This is a genomic window from Virgisporangium aliadipatigenens, assembly GCF_016863615.1.
Lineage (GTDB): Bacteria > Actinomycetota > Actinomycetes > Mycobacteriales > Micromonosporaceae > Virgisporangium > Virgisporangium aliadipatigenens.
Genome location: NZ_BOPF01000028.1, coordinates 38,050 through 57,114 on the forward strand (window position 1 = coordinate 38,050; position 19,065 = coordinate 57,114).

The following is a 19,065-nucleotide window of genomic DNA, read 5'->3' on the forward strand; positions in this document are numbered from 1 at the left end:
TCAGGCGGGGCTGGCGACCGGTTCGGGGCTCTTGGCGACGGGTGCGCGGACGCCGTGGGCGTCGAAGGTGTGTCCGCTGGCGATCCAGCGGTACATGGGCGTCGCCGCGAACGTCGTCACGATGGCCATGACGGCTAGCACCGTGTAGATCTCGGGCGATACGACACCGGCGTTCAGGCCGATGTTGAGCAGGATGAGTTCCATCAGGCCGCGGGCGTTCATGAGGGAACCGAGCGAGCCGGCCTCCCGCCACGACATGCCCTGGATCCGCGCGGCCAGCCCGACGGAGACGCCCTTGCCGACGAACGACACCACGAGCACCAGCGCGAGCATCGCCAGCACGGTCGGGTCGAAGAGCAGGGTCAGCCGGGTGTTCAGGCCCGAGTAGACGAAGAACGCCGGCAGCAGCACGTACGCCGTCAGCGGTTCCAACCGGTCGCGCAGCGCCTCGGTGAGCGCGCCGCGCGGCATCACCGTTCCCGCGATGAAGGCACCGAAGACGGCATAGATGCCCACGCGGTCGGTGACCCACGCGCCGGCCAGGAGGACCAGCATCACGATCAGCAGGGCCGCCGGGGGGATCGTGCCGTCGGCGGCGATCCGGGGCGCGGCCCACTCGCCGACGCGGCGCAGCAGGGCACGCCCGGCGGTGACCATGACCAGGAGGTAGGCGAGCCCGCCGAAGAGCGCGAGCAGCGCCACGGCGGGGCTGCCGGCGGTGGAGGCGACGACGGCGGCGAGCAGGATCCACGCGGCCGCGTCGTCGGCCGCCGCGCAGGCGAGCGCCATGGTGCCGAGGCGGGTGTGCAGGAGGCCGGAGTCGTAGACGATCCAGGCCAGCATCGGGAACGCGGTGATCGCGACGGCGGCTGCCACGAAGAGCGCCGCCTGCCAGTTCGCCATCTTGTCGGGGAACAGGCCGTTGGTCCACATGAGATAGCCGACGGCACCGCCGAGGATCATCGGCGCGGCGATGCCCGCGAACGACGTGACGGCGGCGTGCCGCAGGTGATCGGCGAAGATGCCGACGTTGAAGCCCATGCCGACGATGAACATGTACAGCACGAGGCCGAGTTGGCCGGTGACGTAGAGGGCCGCCAGATTGGGGTGGACGACCTGGGTGCCGGCCACGCTGGCCTTGGCCGGGAAGATCCACTCTTGAACGTCGGGCGCGATCGCCCCGAGCAACGACGGGCCGAGCACGAACCCGGCGACCATGATGGCGACGACCTGGACCTGACCGAGTCTGCGGAACAGGGGCCACAGCAGTCGGTAGGTGGCCAGGACGACGGCCATCTGCAGGAAGAAGTGCATGGCGACATCTGCGATTGCGGGCAACGGGAACCCCCAGGAGAAGTGTCGATCCTGGAGTACTACGGGTTTCCCTAGTGCAGAGATTGCGATCAATTGATGGCGTGAAGCGCGTCACATGTGGATCCGGTCGTCACCTGGGTATCACGGGTGGCCGTGGCCGAAGGTGGACTGAAGTCGATCATCGCCGCCCTCGGGGCGAACCTCGGGATCGCGGTGAGCAAGTTCGTGGCGTACCTGTTCACCGGCTCGTCGTCGATGCTCGCCGAGGCGGTGCACTCGTTCGCCGACTCGTCGAACCAGGTCCTCCTGCTGATCGGCGGCAGGCGCGCCAAGCGGCCCCCGACGGCGGAGCACCCGTTCGGCTACGGGCGTTCGCGGTACGTGTACGCGTTCCTCGTGGCCGTCGTGATCTTCTTGGCCGGTGGGGTGTTCGCGCTGTTCGAGGCGTACGAGAAGTTCCACTCGCCGACGCCGGTGGAGGATCCGGCGTGGGCGTTCGGGGTGCTGGTGGTCGCCATCGGGCTCGAGGGCTTCTCGCTGCGAACGGCCCTGCGCGAGGCGAAGCCCCGGCGGCGCGGACTCTCCCTCCCGGACTTCATCCGCCGCACGAAGACGCCCGAGTTCGCGGTCGTCATCCTGGAGGACTTCGGCGCGCTGTGCGGCCTGGTCCTCGCGCTCGTCGGGGTGTCGGTCGCGGTGCTCACCGGCGACGGGCGGTGGGACGGGGTGGGTTCGGCGGCGATCGGTGTGCTGCTCGTGGCGATCGCGGTCGTGCTCGCCACGCAGGTCGCCAGCCTGCTCGTCGGCGAGGCGGCCGACCCCACGATGGAGAACGCCGTCCGCGCGGCGATCGGCGACGAGCTGATCCACCTGCGCACCCTGCACCTGGGCCCGGACGAACTGCTGGTCGCCGCGAAGATCGCCGTTCCGGCGGAACGGGCCGCCGGCGACGTGGTCGACGCGATCCACGCGACCGAGGAGAAGATCCGCGCCGCGGTGCCCTACGACTGCACCATTTACCTGGAACCGGACCTGCGACGAACGCCGTCCTTTTAGGCTCACCCCTGGGTAAAGGGGGTGCGGCATGGTGGTTGTGGCTACGTCCACCGCCACGGCCGACCCCGGGCCCGCCGCCGGCCCCTGGACCACCGCCGGCGCGCTCGACCCCGAGGGGCACCGGCTGGACCTGCTCGTGGTGCCGGGCAGCGGCGGGGTGCGGTACGCCGTTCTCGCCGAGCCCCGGGTGCGCCGGGTGGCCGGAGGCGGGCGGCTGTTTTCCGCGACCGTGATCCACCACTCCGCCGACGACGACACCGTCGAACGGGTCGTGCTGTCGTTCGATGTCGACACCGCCCCGCCGGCCGTGGCGCTGGAGAGCCTGCGCGAGACGACGGGCGTGACGCACCTGGCGCTCTTCCCGCGCCGGACCACGGTGCGCCTGGTCGACGCCGGCACCGGGCGGGTGCTCGGCACCGGTTCGGCGCCGACCGGCTCGGCCGCGCTGACCTGCACGCTCGACGGGGCGGCGGCGCGGGCCGCGCACGATGCGATCGCCGGCCGTCCCGGAACGCTCGCCGTGCACACCGAACTCGAGTACCGGGTCGCGGGCGTCCGGGTGCCGCGGCTCGGGTTCGACCTGGCGGCCGTGCACGACCGGCTCGCCGGGATCGCGGCGGGTGCGCCCCTGCCGGCGGCGTCCCTCGCGGGGCACCTGCGCGACCTGATCCTCGCCGGCGTGGTGCGGGCCGAGCCCTCCGTCGACGGCCGGACCGCCACGGCGGAGCTGGCGGTGGCGACCCTGCCCGCGTTCCTCCGGGCGGCCGCCCCGATCCTGCACCCACAGACCCAGGCCACACCCTCACCGGTTGCCCCGCGACACCCGAACGCCGACCCCTCGCCCGACCCGGTGCCGGCTGACCCGCCCGGCCCGGACGCCGGCCGCTTGCCGGGACGGGAGCCGGCTGGTGCGCTCGGCCCGGACGCCGGCCGCTCGCCCGGCCCGGTGTCCGCTGACCCACCCCGCCCGGATGCCGGCCCCACGCCCGGGTCGCCGGCCGGTGAGGGCGCACTGCCCGCAGACCGCTACCTCCTCGGGGAGCGACCCGCCGACGGCAGGTGGGTCGAGACGGCCGACCCCTCCGCCGGCACCGGCCGGATCGAGCAGCGGATCCCGCTGGAGCGCCTGGTCGCCGAGGTCCTGCGCCGCGGCCCCCGGACCCCCTACGTCCGCGCGCTCACCACCGCCGGCGCGCGCACCAGGGCCGTCCCGTCCGAGGTCCGCACCGACCCGAGGTCCGCCCCGATGGTCACGGTCACCGGCCGGATCACCACCCGGTGGAACGCCGTCCGCCCGCAACCCGTCGACCCCGGACCCGACGCGCACGCGCTGCTGGCCGCGACGGCCGGCACCGCCGACCCGGCGGCCGCACCCGAGCGGTGGGTCCTGCCCGACGGCGTGCTCGCCGCACCCGGCCCTGGTCCGGAGCCGGACGGGAGCGACCTGTGGCCGGACCGCGTCGACCCGGCGATCCGCTGGTACGCGCCGACGTTCACGCTGGTGGGCCTGACCCTGACGCAATCCACCGGCGACCTGATGGTGGTGGCCGCCGTCGTCCCCGATCCCGCCCCGCCCGCCACCGCCCCGTGGCCGGCCCTGCCCGCGCACGTCCCGGACGCCGTCGCGCCCGCCCCGCCCGCGACCGCCGCGCCCGACCCCGGCACGGCCGCCGCGGCTGCCCCGGGCACCACCGCCTCCCCGGACCCCCGGCACGACCCCCGGCCGCTGCCGCTCGACGACCTCTCGGCCGCGCTGCACCTGCCGTACCGCGACGCCGACGGCCGCCCCCGGACGGCGGCGATCCCGGCGACAGGTGTGCGCGCCGACGCCGAACGCCTCGAGTTCACCTTCGCCGTCGCCGCCTCCTGGGCCGACACCGCCCGCGCGGCGATGGCCGGCGGCGCGTGGCGGACGGCGCGGCTGTCCGTGGCGTACACGTTCGCCGGCTGGGTCCGCGAACGCGCCACACCCGTGCTCGGCCCGATGACCCTGCGCCTGCCGGTCGTCGAAGGAACACCCGGCCACGGCACCACGGTCGACGCCCGCAGCGGCGTGATCCGCTTCGACGACGGCGCCGAACTCCCACCGCGCGACCGCCCCTCCGTTGCCGTGCACGTCGCCCCGTCGGCCGTCCCGCCGGAACCCGTCCGCCACGTGCGCCGCACCCACGGCCGCGCGTTCGCCGTCGAACTGATCGCACCCGGCCTGGACGCGCCGCCGGCGCCGCCCCCGGGGCCGGTGCACGAGGCGGTGCCGGTCGACGCCGCGCCCACCGGCACCACGATCCTGCGGGTCCGGCCGGCGCCGGGGCGGTTCGTGCTGGTGCCGGCCGCGTACACGATCACGCGCCACGGCCCCGAGGAGGGCGAACGCGCCTACCGGCCCGCACTGGCCGTGCACGGCACGATCGACCCGCCGCGCTGCCTGCTGACGGCCGGCCTGCACCCGGATTTGACCCCGGCGCAGCGCCACGCGATCGAGGTGGAGCTGCGCGCCCGCCACCATCCGGCGCCGGTGCTGGAACACGTGACGGCGGTGCCGGCCGGCGCCGATGTGCGATGGGAGCGGCCGGTGGCGACCGTGCGTTCCCCCGAGGGGTTCCAGATAGGTGTCGACACGGACGGCGCCGGGGCCGCGGAGCTGGAGTCGGCGCTGGTCGCCGGGGGTGTGCGGGGGCGGGTGACCTTCACGCTCAGCGACGGCACGACGGCCGCGTCCGAGCTGGTCCTGGACCTCGCGCGGATCTCCGGCCCGTGGACCGGTCCGGTGGCGACCGGCCTGGCCGACGACGTACTCGCGTTGACCAACCGGATCGAGGCGCCGGTCGGCGTGGCCGACGTGATCATCCCGGGTGCGCCGGGCGGCACCGTGCCCGTCGAGCGGGTGCTGGAGCCGGGCGCCGGCGTCGTCGTCCGAGTCCCGCCCGGCTCCGTCGGACACCTGGTCTCCGCGGCCGTGCGGGCCGCCCCCACCGGTCTTTCCGACATCCGGGCGAACGTCGATGAGGTGGTCTTCGACGTGGTCTTCCTCAACCTGGTGGACCCCGCGGGCATCGCCGTGACGGCCCGCCCGGTGGGCGCTCGCGCGGAGCACACCGTCGCCCTGCCACCGGGGACGGCCGCCGGTGGCCTGACGCTCACCCTCGCGGTGAACGCGTTCCTGGCCCGGCCGGTGCTCGAATACCGGGTCCGGCGCTCCGCCACGGGAGCCACCGGCGCATGGCACACGTGGGACCTGGCCCGCTACGGCCACGTCGTCGCCGTCACCCGGGACCGCGCCGCCTGAACGACTTGCGTCGATTTGCTAGCCTCCCGGTCCTGTAGTGACCTGGAGGGACCCGTGACGTCACCGGACAGCTACATCGACCCCGCGCAGTTGGCGGCCTTCGCCGACAAGACCCGTGCGCTCGCCGCTACCTTCGACCGTCTGAGCAGCGACAAGGCGCGACTCGACGTCAGCCGCTGGGCCTTCGGCCGGCTGCCGGCGTCGAACGAGTTCTGGGACCTGTACCAGGAGATCGCGGACGCCCTCCTGGCCGGGCTGGAGGACGGCTTCACGGCGTTCGAGGACATCGCCGACGGGGTCACCGACGAGAGCGCCGCGTACGAGGGCACCGACCTGGCCAACCGCGACCTGTTCCGGCCGGAGGGGGGAAATTGAGCCAGATCGCGCTGGAGCGCAACCGGACCTACTTCGAACAACTCGTCGGCTGGGCGCCGGAGCCGTTCAAGGCGCTGACCCGGGTGGTGCTCTTACCGTTCGAATGGGCGCTGGAACTGGTGGCCGGTGATCCGGACGAGCTCATGGAGGGTGCCCGGCAGGCGGCGCACATGGGCGACAAGGTGCGCTTCGCGGCGGCCCAGCACCGGATCAACTGCGAGCGGCTGCGCCCACACTGGCGAGGGCCGGCGGGTGATGCTTTCCAGGAGGCGATGGGCGAGTTCAGCGGCGCGGTCGACGAGTTGGGCGAGGGCTTCGACGAACTGGCGAAGATCCTGGTCGAGGCGGCGAAGGCGTCGGTCGACGCGTTCAACCTGCTGTGCGAGATCATCTTCGAGTTCATCCTGTGGTACGTCGCCGAGCTGATCATCGCCGCGGTCGCGGCCGCGGTCTCGTTCGGGGCGAGCGCGGTGGCCTTCGCCGTTCGTGCGGTCGCGCGGCTCGCGGCGGTCCTGAGCCGCATCTGGCGGGTGATCGGCCGCTTCGCGATGATGCTCGAACGGCTCGCCCTGCGGATCCGGGCCGTGGCGAAGCTGCTGATGACGTACTCCCGCAAGCTCGTGACGATCTTCAAGACGAAACGGCAGTACTCGCCCTGGAAGGGCGCGCTCTATACCAGAGCCGGATTCAACTTCCAGGTCCAGAAGTTCCTGTGGATGCTGCCGGGCAAGCTCGTCATCAACGCCGCCTCGCCGGTCAACCTTCCGGGGCTCGGCGGTGCGGCCCTCGACGCCGGGGTCGGGTTCCGCGACATCGGCGACGGCACCAAGGACCGCAACTACGTGGTCGACGGCACCTACGAGGATGTGACGGGCGAGTACACCCGACCCATCCAGGACCTCATCGATCTGGTGGGCACGTAGGTGAGCGGGCACGAGTATCCGGCCCTGGACCGGTTGGAGAAGCTCATCAACGGGCTGCACGCGATGGGCGGCCGGCTCGGTGAGCGCATCGGCGAACTGGCCGAGCAGGCCGCCGAGGGCGTCAGCGACTCCGGCTTCGTGATCGTCCGGGCGAAGAACGACGGCACCATCGTCGACGTCCTTCTCGACCCGCGCGCCATGCGTGCCGCGTCGCAGACCCTGGCGGAGGAGTTCCTCCAGGCTGCCCAACGGGCGCAGGAGCAGGCGGCCGAGTCGTCCCGTGCGGCGGTGCGCGCGCTGCTGGACCCGCTGCCCGGCATGGACGGGCGCACCGAGCCGGACGTTGATCGGTATCCGGATGTTCCTTGATCCGGATCCGCTGCGGGCCTACGCCGAGGCACTGGCCGAACTCGCGCCGGGGCAGCGCGTGCTGGCCGCGGTCGTCACGCACGCCGCACCCGGGGTCGGCCCGCTCCCGCCGCCCGAGCGGGACCTGACGCGCACCCCCGGGACGGTCGCGGCGGGTGTCGCCGGCGCGATCCTCTCGCCCAACCTGCCCGGTGGGGAACGCCTGGTGCGGCTCCTGCTCGGCCGCGCCGCCGGCGGGGCGCCCGACTCGCTCGCGGCGCGCTGCCGGCAGGCCTGCGAGGGCACGAGCGACCTGCTGTTGGTGGTCACCGACGCGCGGCTGCTGCTGTTCGAACCGCTCGACGGCGGCCACTTCGTCGACCGGGCCGACCAGCACGACAAGCCCGCGTCGGCGCGGCTGCGCCCGCTGTGGGAGACGCCGGTGTCGACCGTGCGTTCGGCCCGCGTCGGCCGGTACCGGCTCAACTGGTCCCGCCTGACCGTCGGGTTCGGCGACGGCTCGTGGGTGGCGTTCGCCAGCCTGCTGTACATGGGCCGGGGCAAGGCCCGCCGGATCGCGGCCGCGCTGTGCGGCTGAACGGTCAGGTCGACTCGCGCACCACCAGGTCGACGGGGAGCATCTTGGCCTGTTCGATCGCCTCGCCCGCGGCCAGCCGCAGCACCTGCCGGGCCAGGGTCCGGCCGATCTCCTGGATGGGCTGGCGCACCGTGGTCAGCGGCGGGTCCGCGAACGCCGCCACCATGTTGTCGTCGAACCCGACCACGGCCACGTCCTCCGGCACCCGACGGCCGGCCTGCTTGAGCGTGCGCAACGCCCCGTCGGCCATCAGGTCGGAACCGGCGAACACCGCGTCGATGCCCGGGTCGTCGGCCAGCAACTGGCGCATCGCCGTGGCGCCCGACTCGCGGGTGAAGTCGCCGACCGCGATGATCGAACGCCGGTCCGAGTCCTTCAGCACCGTGCGGTAGCCCTGCAGCCGGTCGACGCCCGCGACCATGTCCTGCGGCCCGGCGATCGTGGCGATCCGGCGCCGGCCCTGTTCCATCAGGTAGCGCACGGCCGTCTCGGCGCCGGCCACGTTGTCCACGTCCACGTAGGGCAGCGGCCCGAACTCCGGCGGCGGCTGGTTGGGCGGCAGCAGCGGCCGCCCGTTGCAGACCACCGGAACGCCCATCCTCAGCAGGGTGTTCGGCAGCGGGTCGGCGCCGTGGATGGAGAAGAGCATCACGCCGTCGACGTGACCGCCGGCCGCGTAGCGTTCGACCCGCTGGTGGCTGGCCCCGGTGGCGGCCATGATCAGCACGAGCTGCTTGCCGGCGCTCTCCAGTTCCTGGCTGACGCCGTGGATGACGCCCGCGAAGTACGGGTCGTCGGAGAAGATCCGGGACTGCGGCTCGGACGCGACCAGCGCGAACGCGTCGGTTCGCTGCGTCACGAGGCTGCGGGCCGCCTGGTTGGGCACGTAGCCGAGCGCCTCGACCGCACGCATGACGACCTCACGCAGGTGCGGGGCCACGGTCTGGGAGCCGTTGACCACCCGGGAGACGGTGGCGCGCGAGACGCCCGCACGCGACGCCACCATCTCCAGGGTCGGCCGTTCCCGACCGGCAATTCTCTCCGTCACGCTCCGACCATAAGGTAATTCGTCACGCCAGACCGTTCCGGGTGATCACGTCGGAGTAGAAGCGGGCGCTTGCCTTAGGGATCCGGGCCTGCGTGGGGTAGTCGACGTAGACGATCCCGAAGCGCTTGGCGTAGCCCTCGGCCCACTCGAAGTTGTCGAGCAGCGACCACGCGAAGTAACCCTTCAACGGGACACCGGCGGCGATCGCGTCGTGGCAGGCCCGCAGGTGGGCGTCGTAGTAGGCGGTGCGCTGCGGGTCGTCCACCCGCCCGTCGGGCCCGATCTCGTCGTCGAACGCGGCGCCGTTCTCCGTGATGTAGAGGTCGACCGCCGGATAGTCCGTGGCGATCCGGCGCAGCGTGTCCGTCAGACCGGCCGGGTGGATCTCCCAGCCCATCGCGGTGACCGGCGCGCCCCGGCCGACGAAGCGCACGTCCCCGCTGCCCGGCCAGGTGCGGTCCGGCAGCGCCGACTCCTGCGGGTCGGGTGCGGCCACCACCTGGGTGGTGTAGTAGTTGATCCCCAGGAACTCCAGCGGCTGGTGGATGGTCTCCAGGTCGCCGTCGCGGATGAACCCGAGGTCGCTGACGCCGGCGAGGTCACCGCGCACGTCGATCGGGTAGGTCCCCTTCAGCAGCGGATCCATGAAGATCCGGTTGAGCAGCCCGTCGATGCGCCGCGCCGCGTCGAGATCGCCCGGCAGGTCGGTCGCCGGGTAGATCGAGTTCGTGTTGAGCGTGATCCCGACCGGAACGCCCAGCCGCTGCGCCGCCAGGCCGTGGCCGAGCAGCAGGTGGTGCGCCGCCGCGACGGCGTTCGCCGGTTCGGTGCGCCCGGGCGCGTGGATCCCCGAGCCGTAGCCGAGGAACGCCGCCACCCACGGCTCGTTCAGGGTGGTCCAGCGCCGGACCCGGTCGCCGAGCGCGTCGTGCACCATCGCGGCGTAGTCCGCGAAGCGCGCCGCGGTGTCCCGGGCGACCCAGCCGCCCCGGTCCTCGACGCCCTGCGGCAGGTCCCAGTGGTAGAGCGTCACCCACGGTTCGATGTCGCGGGCCAGCAGTTCGTCCACCAGGCGGCGGTAGAAGTCCAGGCCGCGCTGGTTGGCCGGGCCGGAGCCGCCCGGCTGGACCCGCGGCCACGCCACCGAGAACCGGTACGCGTCGAGGCCGAGCGCGGCCATCATCGCGACGTCGTCCTTGTACCGGTGGTAGTGGTCGCAGGCCACGTCGCCGGTGTCGCCCTTGGCGACCTTGTCCGGGGTGCGGCTGAACGTGTCCCAGATCGACGGGGTCCGGCCGTCCTCGTCCGCCGCACCCTCGATCTGGTAGGAGGCCGTCGCCGCGCCCCAGAGGAACCCCGGGGGGAACTCGCGCTGGGTCTGCTCCTGCTTCGGTTGCGTCGTCGTCACGCCTTGACCGCGCCTTCCATGATTCCGCTGATGATCTGCCGGCCGAACACCACGAACACCACCAGCAGCGGCAGCGTCGCGATGGCCGTTCCCGCGAAGACGAGCGAAAAGTCGTTGTAGTAGGTGGTGCCCAGCAGCCGGAGGGACAACTGGACGGTCTGGTTGCCCGGGTCGTTCAGTACGACGAACGGCCAGATGAACTCGTTCCAGGTGGTCATGAACGTCAGCAGCCCCAGAACCGCCGCGGCCGGGCGCAGCGCCGGCAGGACCACGTTCCAGTAGATCCGCCACGTGGAGCACCCGTCCACCCGGGCGGCCTCGATCAGCTCGTCGGAGACGGCCTGGTCGGCGTACTGCCGCATCATGAAGACCCCGAACCCGCTGACCAGGAACGGCACGATGACGGCCTGGAGCTCGTTGTTCCAGCCCAGCTTGACCATGAGCATGTACTGCGGGATGAGGCCGAGCTGGATCGGCACCATCATGGTCCCGATGATGAACAGCAGCAGCCGGTTGCGTCCCGCGAACCGCAGTTTCGCGAACGCGAACCCGGCCAGCGAGGAGAAGAACACCACCGACAGCGTGACCGTCGTGGAGACGATCGCCGAGTTGATCAGACCCTGCGCGAAGTGCGCCTCGTAGTTGTCGAACAGGTGCGCCACGTTGGTCGCGAAGCGCCCGCCCGGCAGCAGCGGCGGCGGCACGTCGGCGATCGCGTCGTTGGTGCGCGTCGAGATGACGATCATCCAGTAGAACGGGAACAGCGAGATCAGCGCCAGGATCGTCAACGCGATGTAGGTGACGGGTCCCGCGTCCCACGGCCGCTTCGTGGCCTTGACCTTCGTACTCATGCCGCCGCCTCGCTTCGCTCACCGGCGCCCTGAGACCGGAGCGCACAGTGCTTCATGATTCGCTCCCGCGAGCGTCCGCTCATTGCTCGGCCCCCTTGCTGCCGCCGGCGAGACGGCGCACGAGCACCAGGTTCGCCAGCGACACGATGATGATCAGCAGGAACAGCAGCCACGCGATCGCGGCGCCGTAGCCGAAGTTGAAGCGCGTGAAGCCCTGCTCGTACAGGTACATCGCGACCGTCTGCGACTGGCGCAGCGACCCGCCGAGGATGGCGTTGTTGGAGCCGTTGAACAGCAGCGGCTCGGTGAACAGCTGCAGCCCGCCGATCGTCGCGATGATCACGCTGAACAGCAGCGTCGGCCGCAGCAGCGGCACAGTGATCTGCCAGAACTGGCGCAGCGCCGACGCCCCGTCGATCGAGGCCGACTCGTAGAGGTCCTTCGGGATGGCCTGCATCGCGGCCAGCAGGATCAGGGCGTGGTAGCCGGTCCAGCGCCAGTCGACCATCGTCGCGACGGCGAACCACGCGGAGTACCGCCCGGCCGGCCAGTCGATGGGGTCGATCCCGACGAAGCCGATCAGCCAGTTGATCAGCCCGAAGTCGCGCCCGAAGAGCTGGCTGAACACGATGGCGACGGCGGCGACCGAGGTGACGTTCGGGACGAGGACGCCCATCCGGAACGCGGTGCGCGCCCGCAGCTTCTTGTTGAGCCAGTACGCCGTCACCAGCGCCAGCAGGATCTGGGGGATCGTCGCCAGCAGGAAGATGCCGAAGGTGTTGTAGACGGCGTTCCAGAACCAGCTGTCCTTGAGGATCGCCGAGTAGTTGTCGAGGCCGACGAAGCCCCCGTCGCCGCCGAGCAGGTCCCATTTGCGCAGCGACACCCAGAGCGTGTACGCCAGCGGGAACGCGCCGAAGATCGCGAAGATGATGAAGAACGGCGAGATGAAGATGTACGGGGAGAACTTCAGATCGATCTTGGTGAGGCGGTGTCGGCTGGGCGCGGGTGGCTGCGGCGCCGCGTCCGGGGAACCGCGGTCGTGCCGGCCCCGGGTGATCTGCGCGGTCATGTGGGGTGACCTTTCCGTTCCGGTAAGGCCGCGCCGAGCCCACGGGAGAGAGAGTCCGTAGGCCCGGCGCGGAGTCCAGGGGTTAGGCCGCCGCCTTCTTGGCGTCGGCGACCGCCTGCGTCCAGGCCTGATCCGGAGTGCGCTGCTTCTGCTCCACCGTGCGGCTGGCGTTGAGCACCTGGTCCTGCACGGCCAGGTTCTTCGGGCCGTAGTGCAACGGCTTCAGGTTCCGCGCGCCGGCCGCGAAGATCTTGCCGGTGGGCGCGCCGGAGAAGTAGGCGTTGGTGGCGTCCTTGACGCTCGGGTCGTCCAGCGCCTGCGGCGAGGAGGGCAGCGTGCCCTTCGCCTTCCAACCGCCGAGCTGACCCTCGGGGCTGGTCAGGAAGATCGCCAGTTCGGCCGCGAGCTTCTTGTTCTTGCCCTGCTTCGGCACGCCGAGCCAGGAGCCGCCCCAGTTGCCGCCGCCGCCGGGCACGGTGGCGATGTCCCACTTGCCGGTGAGGCCGTCGCCGGCGTTGCCCTGGATGACACCGGTCATCCACGCCGGGCAGGCGATCGTCGCGAACTTCGACTGCTTGAAGCCGGCGACCCACTGGTCGGTCCACGACTGGTAGTTGGCCGAGAGGCCGGCGTTGATCATCTTCATGGTGGTGTCCCACGACTGCTTCACGGCCGGGTTGCTGTCGACCGCGAGCTTGTTCGACTTGTCGTAGAACGTGTAGCCGACCGAGGCGCCGTTCTGCTTGAGGATGGCCTCGAACAGGTTGGTGGCGCCGTCGACGAAGCTCGCCCCGCCGTTGTCGGGAGCCGACTTGAAGCGCTCGCCGGTGGCGATGTAGGCGTCCCAGGTGGGCCAGAGCTTGCTGACCTCGTCGCGGTTGGTCGGCAGGCCGGCCTTCTGGAACAGGTCCTGCCGGTAGCACATGGCCAGGCCGCCGACGTCGGTGCCGAGGCCCATCAGCTTGCCGTCGGCCATGCCCAGGTCCCACTTCCAGTCCAGGAAGTTGGCCTTCTTGTCGCCGGCGCCGTGGTCCAGCAGGTTCTCGAACTTGTCGGCCTGCGGCTTGTACTGGACGAGGAGGCCCTCCTCGATCGCGACGATGTCGCCGGCACCCGCGTTGGTCGCGAGGTACTGCGTCAGCTTCGGCGAGTAGTCGGAGAGGTTGGCGCCGGTGCCGCGCTCCTTGATGGTGACGCCGGGGTGGCTCGCCTCGAACTTGCGGTAGAGCTCGTCGTAGCCGAACTGGCCGAAGACGTCGACGGTCAGCGTGACGTTGCCGTCGCCGCCCTCGTCGTCGCCGCAGGCGGAGATGCCGGTCAACGCGAGGACCGCGACACTCGCGACGGCCGCGAGGCGTCGGGTGGTGGCGCCCATGCGGGTTTCCTTTCGGTGGGGTGTGAATCCCCCGGCGTCGGCGGGTGGGGCCGGCGTGGTGCCCGGGAGCGTGGCGCTCGGGGTTGAGAGAGCGCTCTCACGGAGGGTTCTACGTGTGGGAGCCGAAGTCAAGTCACAGGAGGTTCACAAACAGGCGGCGGGGCCGACCCGTGGAGTCGACCCCGCCGCGCGACGAGCGATCAGTGCACGAACGTGAACCAGTTGACGTTCAGGAAGTCGGCCGGCTGGCCGCTGGTGAAGGTCAGGTACACGGTGTGCTTACCGGTGACGTTCGAGATGTTGGCCGGGATCGTGCGCCAGGTCTGCCAGCCGCCGGTGTTGCCGACCGCGAAGCTGCCGATCGGGGTGGCCGTCGGGCTGTCCAGGCGCACCTCGAGGAGGCCGCTGATTCCGGCCCCGGCACCCGAGGCGACCCGCGCCTGGAAGTTCGTCGCCGGGGTGCTGCCGAAGTCGATGTTGTCGTAGCGGGCCCAGTCGCCGTTGGCCAGCCAGCCGATGTTCTGGCCGCCGCCCTCGTCGGTCGTGGCCTCGGTGCCCACGCCGTTGTTGGCGTTGAACGACTCGGCCTGCAGGCGCGAGTAGGCGTTGCCGCCACCGCCGGTGGGCGGCGGGCTGGTCGGCGGCTGCGTGGTGGGCGGCGGGGTGCCACCACGGGTCTGCACGGTCACGTAGTCGACCAGCATCGAGGCGCCCGGCTGGGTGCCGCCGTCCGGGCTGGTGCAGCCGCAGACGCCGTTCGGGAAGCCGCCGCCGATGGCCAGGTTGAGCAGCATGAAGTAGCCGGCGTGGTTGGTCATGTTGGTCCAGTGCGGCTCGCCGACCTGGCTCTGCGTGACCGTGTGGAACTGCTGCCCGTCCACGTACCAGCGCAGCTGCTTGGGCGAGGTGCTCTCGTCCCACTCGAAGCGGTACGTGTGGAACGCCGACTGGCACGAGGCGCCGGGGCAGGCCCGGTTGGCGCCGATGCCGTTGAACTCGTTGCACGGCCCGCCCGGCGCGACGCCGCAGTGCAGCACGCCGTGGACGTTGTTGATGCCGTTGACGTTCTCCATGATGTCGAACTCACCGATGCTGGGCCAGTTCTGGTAGTTCCCCCGGTACGGGCTGCCCAGCGCCCAGAACGCCGGCCAGTAGCCGAGGGCCGGCGCGCCGGTGATGTTCGGCATCTGGATGCGGCCTTCCATCGCCATCACGCCGCCGGCCGGGGGCCGGAAGTTGGTGCGCTGCGTCTCGATACGCGCCGATGTCCAGTTGCCCGAACCGTCGCGCAGGGCCGTGATGCGCAGGTTGCCGTTGCCGTCCTTGGCCACGTTCTGCGTGCTGTTCGTGTAGTTCTGGATCTCACCGGTGCCCCAGTTGGCGGGGCCGCCCGGGTAGTTGTGGCCGGTGTCGATGATCCAGTTCGCCGAGTCCGGCAGGGTGTTCGCGCTTCCGACGAAGTCGTCGGTCCACACGGAGGTCCAGCCGGACGGCGTCGGCGGGACGGAGGCGTTGGCGTTGATGACGACGGCGACGCTGGCCACCAGTGCGACCGCGCCGGCGGCACCGGCGGTGACGCGCCGGATCAGTCGGCGCCGGCCCGTGCGGGCACCGGTCGGGGGTTGAGTGGGCATGCCGGCCCTTTCTGGTCCTAGGGGGAGGTGCGTGGTGCGGGTGTGCGGATGCGCCGCCCAAGATCAGGGAGCGGTTTCTGATCAAGGGCGTGGCGGAACGCTAGAGATCGATTGCTTAACGGCGCTTTAATGGGGGCGGAAATGATGGAGAGCGCTCTCTTGGGCGCTGAGTGTTACGTGAAATCGATCGATCCGTCAACACCTACGACCAGGAGAATGCCTAGAGGTGCTTCATTGCGACGGTCCGTCGGGGGCGCGACCGTCGCTCCCGCCGAGCCCGCTCCGGGCCGGTCCGCTTCGCGTGACCGGCCACTCCGCTCGCCGGGTCCGCGCACCAAGATCAAACAACGCGTTGCCGCCGCACGGGTGTGAGCTCACTGCGGACGTGTGTGAGCTCAGGGAGATCAAATGGCTAGTTGACCTCCGTGAGCTCACACACGTTCGGCGATTTCGCGTCCCGGGCGGCTGCGGCTGCGGCTACGCGCGGCGCCGGCGGGCGAGCAGGACGCCTGTCGCGAAGACCGCCGCGAGCGCCGCCAGGATCGTCACGGGGCCGGCGGACTCCAGTGCGGCGGCGGCCCGCGCCTGCATGCCGGTCGCGGCGCCGACCACCGGGTCGTCGGGCGCGGCGCCGGACAGTTCGTACCAGCCGTAGTACGCCACGTACGCGCCGGTGCACGCCATGAGCCCGCCAGCGACCCGCGACACCGCCGCCGAGGCGCCGCGCAACCGCCGCACCAGTGGCGTCCGGACGGCCGCGACGGCCACGGCCAGCACGCCGACCGTGGCGCCCATGCCGGCGGCGTACACCACGAACAGCAGCAGCGCCTGCCCCGGCGAACCGGCCCGCAGGCTCGCCACGACGATCGCCAGGAACGGCGCGATCGTGCAGCTCAGCGAGGCGAGCGCATAGGCCGCCCCGAACAGGGCCACGGACGCCACGGTGCCCGTGAGTGCCGGCGCGCGGCCCGGCCGGACGAGCCCCGGAAGCGTTCGCCCGGCGACCAGCCACCCGCCGGCCACCACCAGCGCCACCCCCAGAACGACCGTGAACCACGGCAGCCGCGGCTGCAGCCACCCGGCGACCGGCGCCAGCAGGAGCCCGAACGCCGCGAACACGGCCACGAACCCGAGCGTCATCGCGGCCGTGCAGGTGAGCGCGCGCCACACCGACCCGGCGCCGTCCCGCGCCACCAGCACCGACAGGTAGGCCGGCAGCAGCGCGAACCCGCACGGGTTGGCGGCGGCCAGCATGCCGGCGGTGAACGCGAGCGGGATCAGGGCAGCCGTACTCATCGCGCCAGTGCCGCGACCTTCTCGTTGAACTGGTCGTAGTCGAGCCAGCCCTTGTGAATCACCTTGCCGCCGGCGTCGAGCAGAACGTAGGTGCTCTGTTGCGTGATCCCGTACTGCCGCCACACCGCGCCGGTCTGATCGTCCAGGTGGGTCACCGCGCCGACCTCCGCCTCACCCACGAACGTGCGCATCGCGGCGTTCTCGCCGAGCCCGGCGACGCCGAGGAAGCCCACCTTGCCGCGGTACTTCTCCTCGACCTCCGCCACCACCGGCCCCTGGCCCATGCAGCTGCCGCACCACGGCGCCCAGAACCAGAGCACCACCGGCTTCCCGGCGAGGGCGGCCGCGTCGTAGTTCTTCCCGTCGACCGTCTTCCCCTTGAACGCGAGGCCGGCGGGCACCACGGGCGCGGCCGTGCCCGAGGCGGTGGGGCCCGGGAGGGCGGACTCGGCGGCCGGCGGGGAACCCCCGGAAGATCCGGAAGTTTTGGCCGCACAGCCCGTTACCCCCGCCGCCAGGGCGATGGCGGCGAGTACCGCCACGAGTGCGCGTGCCCTCATCCGGTTACCTCCTCCGGGTGGTTCCGGCGCGATGCCGGCTCCCACAGGGAGTACGGACCGGCCCGTCACCTGGTTCCGAAGCGTGAATCCGAAGTGTGCTCGGGTTTCACATGACATTTTCAACTGGGATCGCGGGTCCCCTCGATGAGATCCTTTGCGCGGACGGGCATTTGGCGCCGAAAGGCCGAGGATGCGGAGCTGGGGAACATAGTGGACAAACGATTGACACGCTGAGATCTGAAACTCACTCCGATTTCACATCGCCCATCGCTCGCCTTTTCGGGTGACGGTGGTCCGTTTCGTTCGCCTGCACGCATGTGGTCTGGCGTGCGGCGATGCGAGTGGATTTATTGGTTCGTGATACGGGTTCGGGCGAGTCCGTAATAGATCTTGCGCCAATTACCTCCTTATTCCGTGCCACGTGTCGTTAGTGGTACCGACGGTGCCAGTGGTGCCTGCGATAACTGACGTTGTCATCGACACATTGACTTTGAGGGGCCAGACGTGCAGCACGAGCTTGCTTCCACGGGAAACCGGGAGCGTCTCAGCGGGCACCGTTCCGAGGAACGGGCCGAGCGGTCGCGCCCGGTCGAATCGCGCCTCTCGACCGCTCGCGGTCGCGCCTTCTCGGGCGACCGTTGGCGCCTGGTCGTGCTCGACCTGACCGTCGCGGTCGCGATCTCCGTCGCGGCCGCGTCGTCGTTCCCGGCCACGCTCCTGCGGGCGCTCGCACTCGTGGCGGCGTTCGCGGCGGTGGGGCTGTACCGGCGCCGGCTGCGCTTCTCCGTCCTCGACGACCTGCCCCGGCTGCTGCTCGGCGTGGTGCTCGTCCTGCCCACCGAACTGCTGGTGCGCGCCGAGCCGCGGCTGGCCGTGCCGGCGCTGCTGGGCTTCGCGGCACTGATCGGCCGGCTGGTCGGGTACGGCGTTCTGCATGCGCGGCGGCGCCGGCGTCCGGGTGTGCCGACCCTGGTGATCGGCACCGGCGACGTCGCGGTGCGGCTGACCGAGGTGCTCGCGGCCGACCGGACGTTCGGGCTCGCGCCGATGGGGCTCGTCGGGCCGCCGTCGATCACCGAGCCGACGCTGCCCGCGCCACTGCTCGGGCCGATCGAGGAGCTGGAGACGCTCGCGGCCGAGCTCGCGCCGGGGGCCGTCGTCGTCACCTTCGCGGGAACGCCCGACGCGAACCTCGTCGGCCTCATCCGCCACTGGCGGAGCCTCGGCGTGGCGGTGTTCGTGGTGCCGCGGCTGTTCGAGCTGGCGCTCGGCGAGGGTCAGGCCGAACTCGTGCAGGGCATCCCGCTGGTGCGCATGCGCCCGGAGCCGCCGCGGCGCTGGCGTCGGGCCGCCAAGCGGGCGCTGGACGTGGCGGGTGCCGCGTTCGGGATCGCCATGCTGGCGCCGGTGCTGGTCGCCTGCGCGCTCGCCGTGAAGTGGGAGTCCGGCCGGGCCGGTGTGATCTTCAAGCAGGAGCGGATCGGCCGGGGCGGTAAGCCGTTCACGATCCTCAAGTTCCGTTCCCTCACGCCTGCGACCGAGACGGAGTCGCAGGTCAAGTGGAACATCGGCACCGACCACCGGGTCGGCCCCGTGGGCCGCTTCATCCGCGCCACCTCGCTGGACGAACTCCCGCAGCTCTTCAACGTCCTGCGCGGCGACATGTCGCTCGTGGGCCCGCGCCCGGAACGCCCGTACTTCGTGGACCAGTTCCAGCGCACCTACGCCGGATACGCCGACCGGCACCGGGTGCAGGTGGGCATCACCGGCTGGGCGCAGATCAACGGCCTGCGCGGCGACACCTCGATCGAGGAGCGCACCCGCTTCGACAACTACTACATCGAGAACTGGTCCCTCGGGATGGACATCAAGATCATCGTCCGGACCTTCGGCTCCATGCTCGGAATGTGCGGGCGCTGAC

At 71.3% G+C, this 19,065-nt stretch carries 16 protein-coding genes; 7 read left to right on the forward strand and 9 right to left on the reverse strand.

Annotated features, from left to right (window positions below; all coding sequences use genetic code 11):
• Complete coding sequence (locus tag Val02_RS31690; RefSeq protein ID WP_203902933.1) at nt 1-1,314, reverse strand: cation:proton antiporter; 1,314 nt, start codon at nt 1,312-1,314, stop codon at nt 1-3.
• Nucleotides 1,315-1,467: 153 nt separating this feature from the next.
• Between Val02_RS31690 and Val02_RS31695 the strand changes: the two genes are divergently transcribed.
• Genes Val02_RS31695 through Val02_RS31720 form a run of 6 tightly spaced genes read left to right on the forward strand, consistent with a single transcriptional unit; the run spans nt 1,468 to nt 7,900 of the window.
• Nucleotides 1,468-2,370 (forward strand): cation diffusion facilitator family transporter, encoded by a 903-nt coding sequence (locus Val02_RS31695; RefSeq protein ID WP_308440034.1) that lies wholly within the window; start codon nt 1,468-1,470, stop codon nt 2,368-2,370.
• A gap of 28 nt (nt 2,371-2,398) precedes the next feature.
• Nucleotides 2,399-5,656 carry a hypothetical protein gene (locus tag Val02_RS31700; RefSeq protein ID WP_203902935.1) on the forward strand — a complete coding sequence of 1,086 codons (3,258 nt, stop codon included), beginning with the start codon at nt 2,399-2,401 and terminating at the stop codon, nt 5,654-5,656.
• A gap of 54 nt (nt 5,657-5,710) precedes the next feature.
• Nucleotides 5,711-6,031, forward strand: a complete 321-nt coding sequence (locus tag Val02_RS31705) for a hypothetical protein (protein WP_203902936.1) — start codon at nt 5,711-5,713, stop codon at nt 6,029-6,031.
• Nucleotides 6,028-6,954, forward strand: a complete 927-nt coding sequence (locus tag Val02_RS31710; RefSeq protein ID WP_203902937.1) for a WXG100 family type VII secretion target — start codon at nt 6,028-6,030, stop codon at nt 6,952-6,954. Before Val02_RS31705 ends, Val02_RS31710 begins: the two co-directional genes overlap by 4 nt.
• Complete coding sequence (locus Val02_RS31715; RefSeq protein ID WP_203902938.1) at nt 6,955-7,323, forward strand: YbaB/EbfC family nucleoid-associated protein; 369 nt, start codon at nt 6,955-6,957, stop codon at nt 7,321-7,323.
• Nucleotides 7,313-7,900, forward strand: coding sequence for a hypothetical protein (locus tag Val02_RS31720; RefSeq protein WP_203902939.1), 588 nt, complete (start codon nt 7,313-7,315; stop codon nt 7,898-7,900). The genes Val02_RS31715 and Val02_RS31720 overlap by 11 nt, the downstream gene beginning before the upstream one ends.
• A gap of 4 nt (nt 7,901-7,904) precedes the next feature.
• On the opposite strand, the gene Val02_RS31725 is transcribed toward Val02_RS31720, so the two are convergent.
• The 8 genes from Val02_RS31725 to Val02_RS31760 form a co-directional block, all read right to left on the reverse strand.
• The gene (locus Val02_RS31725) at nt 7,905-8,936 is read right to left on the reverse strand and encodes a LacI family DNA-binding transcriptional regulator (protein WP_203903028.1); all 1,032 of its coding nucleotides are present in this window, start codon (nt 8,934-8,936) and stop codon (nt 7,905-7,907) included.
• Between the two features lie 34 nt (nt 8,937-8,970).
• The gene (locus Val02_RS31730; RefSeq protein ID WP_203902940.1) at nt 8,971-10,356 is read right to left on the reverse strand and encodes a GH1 family beta-glucosidase; all 1,386 of its coding nucleotides are present in this window, start codon (nt 10,354-10,356) and stop codon (nt 8,971-8,973) included.
• The gene (locus Val02_RS31735) at nt 10,353-11,207 is read right to left on the reverse strand and encodes a carbohydrate ABC transporter permease (RefSeq protein ID WP_203902941.1); all 855 of its coding nucleotides are present in this window, start codon (nt 11,205-11,207) and stop codon (nt 10,353-10,355) included. Before Val02_RS31735 ends, Val02_RS31730 begins: the two co-directional genes overlap by 4 nt.
• 79 nt (nt 11,208-11,286) lie before the next feature.
• Nucleotides 11,287-12,279 (reverse strand): carbohydrate ABC transporter permease, encoded by a 993-nt coding sequence (locus tag Val02_RS31740; protein WP_203902942.1) that lies wholly within the window; start codon nt 12,277-12,279, stop codon nt 11,287-11,289.
• Nucleotides 12,280-12,361: 82 nt separating this feature from the next.
• Nucleotides 12,362-13,654 (reverse strand): ABC transporter substrate-binding protein, encoded by a 1,293-nt coding sequence (locus Val02_RS31745; RefSeq protein ID WP_203902943.1) that lies wholly within the window; start codon nt 13,652-13,654, stop codon nt 12,362-12,364.
• 200 nt (nt 13,655-13,854) lie between these two features.
• A complete protein-coding gene (locus Val02_RS31750; RefSeq protein ID WP_203902944.1) occupies nt 13,855-15,288 on the reverse strand; it encodes a glycoside hydrolase family 16 protein in 1,434 nt (477 codons plus the stop codon).
• 477 nt (nt 15,289-15,765) lie between these two features.
• Nucleotides 15,766-16,584: a cytochrome c biogenesis CcdA family protein gene (locus tag Val02_RS31755; protein ID WP_203902945.1), complete on the reverse strand. Its 819-nt coding sequence runs from the start codon at nt 16,582-16,584 to the stop codon at nt 15,766-15,768.
• The gene (locus tag Val02_RS31760) at nt 16,581-17,144 is read right to left on the reverse strand and encodes a TlpA family protein disulfide reductase (protein WP_203902946.1); all 564 of its coding nucleotides are present in this window, start codon (nt 17,142-17,144) and stop codon (nt 16,581-16,583) included. Before Val02_RS31760 ends, Val02_RS31755 begins: the two co-directional genes overlap by 4 nt.
• Before the next feature lie 504 nt (nt 17,145-17,648).
• Here Val02_RS31760 and Val02_RS31765 point away from each other — a divergent pair.
• On the forward strand, nt 17,649-19,064 hold the full coding sequence (locus Val02_RS31765) for a sugar transferase (protein ID WP_203902947.1): 1,416 nt from the start codon (nt 17,649-17,651) through the stop codon (nt 19,062-19,064).
• Nucleotide 19,065: the final 1 nt, after the last annotated feature.